This is a genomic window from Stenotrophomonas sp. S39 (assembly GCF_016624665.1).
Lineage (GTDB): Bacteria > Pseudomonadota > Gammaproteobacteria > Xanthomonadales > Xanthomonadaceae > Stenotrophomonas.
Genome location: NZ_JACVTT010000132.1, coordinates 1 through 8,749 on the forward strand (window position 1 = coordinate 1; position 8,749 = coordinate 8,749).

7 protein-coding genes are annotated in these 8,749 nt (G+C 67.4%); 4 read left to right on the forward strand and 3 right to left on the reverse strand.

Annotated elements, in window-relative coordinates; genetic code table 11:
* Positions 1 to 794, forward strand: a 794-nt coding sequence (locus IAE41_RS20820; RefSeq protein ID WP_234458953.1) for a pseudouridine synthase, incomplete at its 5' end; no start/stop codon positions are given.
* Between the two features lie 86 nt (positions 795 to 880).
* The gene (locus IAE41_RS20825; protein WP_108746030.1) at positions 881 to 1,216 is read left to right on the forward strand and encodes a hypothetical protein; all 336 of its coding nucleotides are present in this window, start codon (positions 881 to 883) and stop codon (positions 1,214 to 1,216) included.
* A gap of 223 nt (positions 1,217 to 1,439) precedes the next feature.
* Here the strand turns inward: IAE41_RS20825 and kbl are convergent, their stop codons facing one another.
* Complete coding sequence (gene kbl / locus IAE41_RS20830; protein WP_108758314.1) at positions 1,440 to 2,648, reverse strand: glycine C-acetyltransferase; 1,209 nt, start codon at positions 2,646 to 2,648, stop codon at positions 1,440 to 1,442.
* Positions 2,649 to 2,846: 198 nt separating this feature from the next.
* Here kbl and IAE41_RS20835 point away from each other — a divergent pair, with 198 nt between their 5' ends.
* Complete coding sequence (locus IAE41_RS20835; RefSeq protein WP_200734415.1) at positions 2,847 to 3,539, forward strand: TorF family putative porin; 693 nt, start codon at positions 2,847 to 2,849, stop codon at positions 3,537 to 3,539.
* A gap of 74 nt (positions 3,540 to 3,613) precedes the next feature.
* Here IAE41_RS20835 and IAE41_RS20840 read toward each other — a convergent pair whose 3' ends face one another.
* Entirely contained in the window at positions 3,614 to 4,510 is an 897-nt protein-coding gene (locus tag IAE41_RS20840) for a hypothetical protein (protein WP_200734416.1), read from the reverse strand.
* Positions 4,511 to 4,752: 242 nt separating this feature from the next.
* Positions 4,753 to 5,775, reverse strand: coding sequence for an L-threonine 3-dehydrogenase (gene tdh / locus IAE41_RS20845; protein WP_200734417.1), 1,023 nt, complete (start codon positions 5,773 to 5,775; stop codon positions 4,753 to 4,755).
* Between the two features lie 409 nt (positions 5,776 to 6,184).
* Between tdh and IAE41_RS20850 the strand changes: the two genes are divergently transcribed.
* The gene (locus IAE41_RS20850; RefSeq protein ID WP_108746031.1) at positions 6,185 to 8,347 is read left to right on the forward strand and encodes a S46 family peptidase; all 2,163 of its coding nucleotides are present in this window, start codon (positions 6,185 to 6,187) and stop codon (positions 8,345 to 8,347) included.
* Positions 8,348 to 8,749 lie beyond the last annotated feature (402 nt).

Sequence of the window (8,749 nt, forward strand, 5' to 3'; positions counted from 1 at the left end):
CTCCTGCCACCCCCGCCGCCCGCTCCCACGCCCCGCGTGGGCGTGCGAAGCCCGCTGCCGCACCCGCCGGTGTCCGCCATGGCCTGGCGCGCGTGCTGTCCAAGGCAGGCGTCTGCTCGCGTACCGAAGCCGCACGCTGGATCGCCGATGGCCGCGTGCGGGTGTCCGGGCGCATCGTCCGCGATCCCGAATTCCCGATCGCGCAGCCTGCACCGCCGATTGAAGTGGACGGCCAGCCGCTGGGCGCGCCGAAGCGCCTGTACCTGATGCTCAACAAGCCGCGCGGCGTGGTGACCACCGCGCAGGACGAGCGCGGCCGCGATACCGTCTACCGCTGCTTCGATGGCGCCGGGCTGCCCTGGATCGCACCCGTCGGGCGGCTGGACAAGGCCAGCGAGGGCCTGCTGCTGTTCAGCAACGACCCGCAGTGGGCCGCGCGCCTCACCGACCCGCAGACTGGGCCGGACAAGACCTACCACGTACAGATCGACCGCCTGCCGGACGAGGCCACGCTGGCCGCGCTGCAGGCCGGTATCGACGACGAGGGCGAGTTCCTGGTCGCCCGGGCCGTGCGCGTGCTGCGCAGCGGCGACAAGACCGCATGGCTGGAGGTGGTCCTCGAAGAGGGACGCAACCGCCATATCCGCCGCCTGCTGGCGGCCTTCGACCTGCAGGTGCTGCGCCTGGTCCGGGTTGCGATCGGCGGGCTGGCGCTCGGCGATCTCGGCAAGGGCCAGTGGCGGGTGCTGGAGGTCAGCGACCAGCAGCGGCTGGGGGCCGCTGCACCGGGCTGATGTCCGGCCCACGGCCGGCAGCCGCCGGCCACCGTTCCAGGCGTAGGGGGCGCCTGGTTTTCGATTTACTTGAACGGAGCGTGCCCATGTACCCGACCCTCGACCGAACCCTGCGCTGCGCCGGCCTGTTGCTGCCGCTTGCGCTGCTGGCCGCCTGCAGTGGCCACAAGAAAGTGGCCAAGGCCGAAGTCCCGGTGGAAACGCCGGTGGTGGAAGTGAAAACCCCGGAACTGGACGGCCGCGGCAGTTACCGCTTCATGATGAGCGACGGCGACCACAAGATGACCGCCGATGAGTTCGATGCCTGGATGAAGGCCAACGGCATCCGCGTGGCCAAGGGCAATGCGCAGGACGCCGCCGCCAAGCCGGTGGTGGTGGCCAGCAAGGACGAGCCCAAGGACAAGAAGAAAAAGAAGAAGTGACGCGCGTTGCGCGTCACGCCGGTAGCGGCCGGGCCGGGCCCGCGGGCGGGGGGGGGGGGGGGGGGGGGGGGGGGGCGGCGGCCCCCCCCCCCCCCCCCCCCCCCCCCCCCCCCCCCCCACGCCGGTAGCGCCGGGCCGTGCCCGGCGAGCGCGTAGCGCGGACATCGGGAAACCGCCGGGCATGGCCCGGCGCTACCCTGTGGCGATCCGCCCCCGGTTCTGATCAGCCCTTGATGACGCCCAGTTCCAGGCCGATGCGGGTGAACGCATCGATGGCGCGGTCCAGGTGTTCGCGCGTGTGTGCGGCGCTGATCTGGGTACGGATGCGTGCCTGGCCCTTGGGCACGACCGGGAAGAAGAAGCCGATCGCGTAGATGCCTTCTTCCAGCAGGCGCTGGGCGAACTTCTGCGCCAGCGGTGCGTCGTACAGCATCACCGGGCTGATTGGGTGCACGCCCGGCTTCACGTCGAAACCGGCGGCAACCATCTTTTCGCGGAAGTAGCGGGTGTTTTCCACCAGGGTGTCGCGCAGGTCATCGGCGGCGGCCAGCATCTCGAAGGCCTTGATGCCGGCGGCGACCACGTGCGGCGGCAGCGAGTTGGAGAACAGGTACGGGCGCGAGCGCTGGCGCAGCAGTTCGATCACTTCGGCGCTGGCGCAGGTGAAGCCGCCCAGGGCGCCGCCCATGGCCTTGCCCAGGGTGCCGGTGATGATGTCGATCTTCTCCAGCACGCCCTTCACTTCGGCCGAGCCGCGGCCGCTGGCACCGAGGAAGCCGGTGGCGTGGCATTCGTCGATATGCACCAGGGCGTTGTACTTCTTCGCCAGCGCGGTGATCTCGTCTAGCGGGGCGATGAAGCCGTCCATCGAGAACACGCCGTCGGTGGTGATCAGCTTGGTCTTGCAGCCGGCGGCGTCAGCGGCCTGCAGCTGCGCTTCCAGATCGGCCATGTCGCAGTTGGCGTAGCGGAAGCGCTTGGCCTTGCACAGGCGCACGCCATCGATGATCGAGGCGTGGTTCAGTGCGTCGGAAATGATCGCGTCGTTCTCGCCCAGCAGCGGCTCGAACAGGCCGCCGTTGGCATCGAAGCAGGCCGCATACAGGATGGTGTCCTGCTTGCCGAAGAAGTCGGCGATCTGCTTTTCCAGCTGCTTGTGCAGGTCCTGGGTGCCGCAGATGAAGCGTACCGAGGCCATGCCGAAGCCGTGGGTATCCAGGGCGTCCTTGGCCGCCTGGATCAGGTCCGGGTGGTCGGCCAGGCCCAGGTAGTTGTTGGCGCAGAAGTTGAGCACGGTGCGGCCATCGTCGAGGGTGATCTCGGCCGACTGCGGGCTGGTGATGATCCGCTCGGACTTGAACAGGCCCTGGGCGCGGATGGCGTCCAGTTCCTCGGCGTAGTGGCGGGTCAGGGCAGAGGAGGTCTCGGTCATGGCGTGGGCACGGCTCAGCACGGGAAACCGCTGATTCTACCGGGCAACGGTGGCCGGCAGCCGTCCGCGGCGGGCCATCGCCATGGCCGGCACATGTTGCATCGCAATAGCAAACGGGTTAAAAATTCGTGAACCGGTCCGTTCTGGTCCGGTTCCCGCTTCCGCCTTCCACGCCACCGCCCCCCACCGGAGACGCCCATGAAGCACGCCCGTGCCTGCCTGACCCTTGCTGCCGCCCTCGCCCTGGCCCCGTTCGCTGCCAGTGCCCAGGAGAGCGAGTCGCCGTACAGCTGGAACGTTACCGGTGTTTCCGACTACCTGTTCCGCGGTGTTTCCCAGACCGATGAAAAGCCGACCCTGCAGGCCGGTTTCACCTACACCAGCCCGGTCGGCCTGTATGCCGGCGTGTGGGGTTCGGGTGTCGACTTCGGCGCCGGCGACCCGAACACCGAGCTGGACTACCTGATCGGCTACGGCGTCGACGTCAGCGACAACGTCAACTTCGACGTGCTGATCAACCGCTACACCTACATCGGTGCCAGCGAGCAGAACTACAACGAGCTGATCACCACCACCACCTTCGCCAAGCAGTACAAGGCCACCGTGGCCTACAGCAACGACGTGTGGAATTCCGGCACCGACGGCTGGTACTTCGCCGTGGGCGGCGAATGGGCGCTGCCGCAGGACTTCACGCTGAGCGCCAACATCGGCCGCAGCACCTTCGAGAAGGACATCGCCAAGGACTACACCGACTGGAACGTCGGCGTCAGCCGCCAGTTCGGCCTGTTCAACGTCGGCCTGGGTTACTACGGCACCGACAGCGATGGCCGCTACAACTCCGGCAAGCTGGCGCACAGCCGCGTGATGCTGAGCGTGGCGATCGGCAACTGACGCCGCAAGTGCTACGGCAGGTGCCAGGCTTGCCTGGCACGCTTTACGAAAAAGGCGCCCGATGGGCGCCTTTTTCATTGGGCCGGCGCTTGCTCCGTAGGTAGGGTCAGTGCATTCACCCACGCCTGCCAGTGCTGCGTGAGCGTGGCCACATCGCTGCCCAACTGCAGCGGCGGGCCTGACTGTGCCAGCCAGTCGTCGAACGACTGGCCGTTGGCCAGGGCCAGGCTGATCTGGCCCAGTACGTCCTGGCGGCCGCTGCGCTCAATGAGAAAGTCGGCCAGCGCCAGGCTCTGAAGGTAGAACGCCGCCAATGCTGCCCCCGTATCTCCACGGGCAGTCATGACGGTCAGCCCCGATGCACTGCTGCTGCCGCTACCGGACAGTGCTGCGCGGCGTGCGGCGTCCACCGGGTGCGGGGCCTGCAGGAAGCGGGGCAGGTCCTGGACGTGTGGCGAGGGAGTGCCGAGCAGGGCGCGGTACTGCCGGCGGCGTTCGGCCAGCATCGAGGGCGGCTCCATCAGGATGGCAGCGGCTTCGTCCAGCCAATCCGGCGCAGGCGTGGCGTAATGGAGGCTGCCATCGGCGGTCTGCCCCGGCCAGAACCGCGCCTGGTACAGCGAATGACCGATTTCGTGCGGCAGCACGTCCCCTGTGCTGCGGGAAGCCCGTGACACCCGTTGTTCGACTGCCGCCGCCGACAGCTCGGGCTGGGTGCGGCGCAGGCTTTCCCGCAGCAGGGTGTTCTTTTCCGCTGGCGAGGCCCAAACGCGCACCCAAGGCAGGGCATGCCCGCTTTGGAACGCATCACGTGCCTGCCGAGGCAGTGCGGCCGACAGGATCACTGCACCGAAGGGAACCTCGGCGCTGAAATGGCGCTGGAACGCGGAGACGGCTGTGGCGGCATCGCCGGCGGCCTTGCGTGCGCTGTCATCATCGGCAGCGTAGAACCAGCCCTCGGCCGTGGCCACGCAGGCCAGCGGTACGGGGCCGGGTGGGGCTGGGCAGGGGGGCGCTGCAGCGGGGGCGGACAGCAGTACAGAGATCAGAGCCGGCAGGTACATCCATTTGCCTCGCGGTCGGGTCGTGCTCGATGGACCGGCCGGTAGTGCGGTTGGTTCCCGTGCAGCCCCCCGCGCACGAAAAAGGCGCCCGTTGGGCGCCTTTTTCTTTCCCGCAACGCCGGGCATGGCCCGGCGCTACCGTGTGCCGCTCAGTTCCAGCTGAGCACGACCTTGCCGGCCTTGCCTTCTTCCATCAGGTCGAAGCCCTTCTGGAAATCGTCGATCGGCAGCTGGTGAGTCATCACCTTGCCCAGCGGGAAACCGGACAGCACCAGCTGGGTCATCTTGTACCAGGTCTCGTACATCTTGCGGCCGTAGATGCCCTGCACGGTCAGGCCCTTGAAGATGATCTTGTCCCAGTCGCAGCCGGCGCCCTTGGGCATGATGCCGAGCATGGCGATCTTGCCGCCGTGGTACATGCAGTCGAGCATGTCGTTGAACGCGCGCGGGTTGCCGCTCATTTCCAGCCCCACGTCGAAGCCCTCCATGTGCAGTTCCTTCATCACGTCCTTCAGCGAGGTGTTGGCCACGTTCACCACGCGGGTGGCGCCCATGTCGGCGGCCAGCTTCAGGCGGAAGTCGTTGACGTCGGTCACCACCACGTTGCGCGCGCCGATGTGCTTGCAGATGCCAGCGGCGATGATGCCGATCGGGCCGGCGCCGGTGATCAGCACGTCTTCACCGATCACGTCGAACTCCAGCGCGCAATGCGCGGCGTTGCCGTACGGGTCGAAGAAGGCGGCCAGCTCGGACGGGATCTGGTCGGGGATCGGCCACAGGTTGCTGGCCGGCATCACCATGTATTCGGCGAAGGCGCCGTTGACGTTGACGCCGATGCCGACGGTGTTCGGGCACAGGTGCGGACGGCCGCCGCGGCAGTTGCGGCAGTGGCCGCAGACGATGTGGCCTTCGGCCGAGACGCGCTGGCCGACTTCATAGCCGGTGACGGCCGAGCCGAGTTCGGCGATGCGGCCCACGAACTCGTGGCCGATGGTCAGGCCCGGCTTGATGGTGCGCTGGCTCCAGTCGTCCCACAGGTAGATGTGCAGGTCGGTACCGCAGATGGCGGTCTTTTCCAGCTTGATCAGGACCTCGTTCGGGCCCGGGGTCGGCACCGGAACCTCTTCGAGCCAGATGCCCTTGGCTGCTTCGCGCTTGACCAGGGCCTTCATCGTTTGCTGCGCCATCGGGTGGAACTCATCTGGGGGAAAACGCGGATTATAGAGGGCTGCGCGGAATTCCCATGTTGCGCTGCGGGTGCATTGGCGGAACGAAAGGCCGGGGAGCACGGGCGTTTCGAACGCAGCGCGAACGGCGGCGCCTGCCTTCTTCTGGGGGAGGGCGCGCGGCCACCCTGGCCAGGACACGCAAAATCCCCTCCATGGTGCTCGATGGCGCCATCCATGGCGCCAACGGTCCCGGCCAGGGTGGCCACGCGTCCTCTGGACGCTCCCCGCGAGCGCGGAGATCACCGGCCGGGAGAGGGCGCGAAGCGGCCAGGCGCGGCCCATGACTTCCGGGCATCGGGGCGGGGCAGGGGGCTGGGCTACACTCGGCGGTTCTTTCACCAGGGGCCGCTCGATGCGCTCGAACCTGCTTGCATTCTCCGTCGTCGCCAGCCTCGGGCTGGTCCAGGTCGCCCATGCCGCCGAAGGCATGTGGGTGCCGCAGCAGCTGCCGGAGATTGCCGGCCCGCTGCAGAAGGCCGGCCTGAAGCTGTCCCCTGAACAGCTGGCCGACCTGACCGGCGACCCGATGGGTGCGGTGGTTGCGCTGGGTGGCTGCACCGCCAGCTTCGTCTCCCCGCAGGGCCTGGTGGTCACCAACCACCACTGTGCCTACGGCGCCATCCAGCTCAATTCGACCGCGCAGAAGAACCTGATCAAGGACGGCTTCAACGCGCCGACCCAGAAGGACGAACTGAGCGCCGGCCCGAACGCCCGCGTGTTCGTGCTCGACCAGATCACCGACGTCACGGCCCAGGCCAAGGCCGCCATCGCCGCCGCCGGCAAGGATCCGCTGGCCCGCAGCCGCGCACTGGATGCCTTCGACAAGGCCCAGGTGGCCGCCTGTGAAGCCGACGCCGGCTTCCGCTGCCGCCTGTACTCGTTCAGCGGCGGCAACACCTACCGCCTGTTCCGCAACATGGAAATCAAGGACGTGCGCCTGGTCTACGCGCCCCCGGGCAGCGTCGGCAAGTTCGGCGGCGACATCGACAACTGGATGTGGCCGCGCCACACCGGCGATTTCTCGTTCTACCGCGCCTACGTCGGCAAGGACGGCAAGCCGGCGGCGTTCTCGGCCGACAACGTGCCCTACCAGCCCAAGCACTTCCTGAAGTTCGCCGACCAGCCGCTGGGCGCCGACGACTTCGTGATGGTGGCCGGCTACCCGGGCCGCACCAACCGCTATGCCCTGGCCGGTGAGTTCAACGAGACCGCCAGCTTCACCTACCCGACCATCGCCCGCCATTACAACGCGGTGCTGAAGATGATCGACGAGGCCGGCAAGGCCGACCCGGACGTGAAGGTGAAGTACGCCGCCACCGCTGCCAGCATGAACAACGTGGCCAAGAACTACCTGGGCCAGCTGGAAGGCTTCAAGCGCATCGATGCCGCGGGCCAGAAGCAGGCCGAGGAAGCGGCCGTGCTGGCCTGGCTGAAGAAGCAGGGCACCGCCGGCAAGCCGGCCCTGGCCGCGCACGCGCAGCTGCTCCAGCACCTGGACACCAGCAAGGCCACGCGCGAGCGCGACCTGTTCGTGTCGCAGTTCAACAACACCTCGGCGGTCAGCGCCGCCATCACCCTGTACCGCCTGTCGATCGAGCGCGCCAAGCCGGATGCCGAGCGCGAAGCGGGCTACCAGCAGCGTGACCTGACCACCATCGAAGGTGGCCTGAAGCAGATGGACCGCCGCTACGTGGCGAAGATGGACCAGCAGCTGCAGACCTACTGGCTGGACCAGTACGTGGCCCTGCCGGCCGCGCAGCGTGACAACGAAGTGCTGAACACCTGGCTGGGCGGCAGCAACGAGGCCGCCGTGAAGTCGCTGGTGGGCAAGCTGTCGGGCACCCAGCTGGGCAACCTCGACACGCGCCTGAAGTGGTTCAACGCCGACCGCGCCGCCTTCGAAGCCAGCACCGATCCGGCGATCCAGTACGCGGTGGCCGTCATGCCGGCGCTGCTGAAGCAGGAAGAGCAGCGCAAGATCCGCGAAGGCGAATCGCTGACCGCGCGTCCGCTGTACCTGCAGGCCGTGGCCGACTACAAGAAGAGCAAGGGCGAGTTCGTCTACCCGGACGCCAACCTGTCGCTGCGCATCACCTTCGGCAACGTCATGGGCTATGGCAAGGACGGCGTGCAGTACACCCCGTTCACCACCCTGGAAGGCGTGGCGGCCAAGGAAACCGGCGAAGACCCGTTCGACTCGCCGAAGGCGCTGCTGGATGCGGTCAAGGCCAAGCGTTACGGCGGCCTGGAAGACAAGCGCATCGGTTCGGTGCCGGTGAACTTCCTGTCCAACCTGGACATCACCGGCGGCAACTCCGGTTCGCCGGTGCTGGACGCGCACGGCAAGCTGGTCGGCCTGGCTTTTGACGGCAACTGGGAATCGGTCAGCTCCAACTGGGTGTTCGACCCGGTGATGACCCGCATGATCGCCGTGGACAGCCGTTACATGCAGTGGATCATGCAGGAAGTGGCGCCGGCGCCGCAGCTGCTGAAGGAACTGAACCTGGCCAAATAAGGTAGTGCCGGCCGCGGGCCGGCAACTCCACCGGGCGGATCATCCACGCATGGCGTGGATCTACTGACCTGGCCAAATAAGGTAGTGCCGGCCGCTGGCCGGCAACTCCATCGGGCGGATCATCCACGCATGGCGTGGATCTACTGACCTGGCCAAATAAGGTAGTGCCGGCCGCTGGCCGGCAACTCCATCGGGCGGATCATCCACGCATGGCGTGGATCTACTGACCTGGCCAAATAAGGTAGTGCCGGCCGCTGGCCGGCAACTCCATCGGGCGGATCATCCACGCATGGCGTGGATCTACTGACCTGGCCAAATAAGGTAGTGCCGGCCGCTGGCCGGCAACTCCATCGGGCGGATCATCCACGCATGGCGTGGATCTACTGACCTGGCCAAATAAGG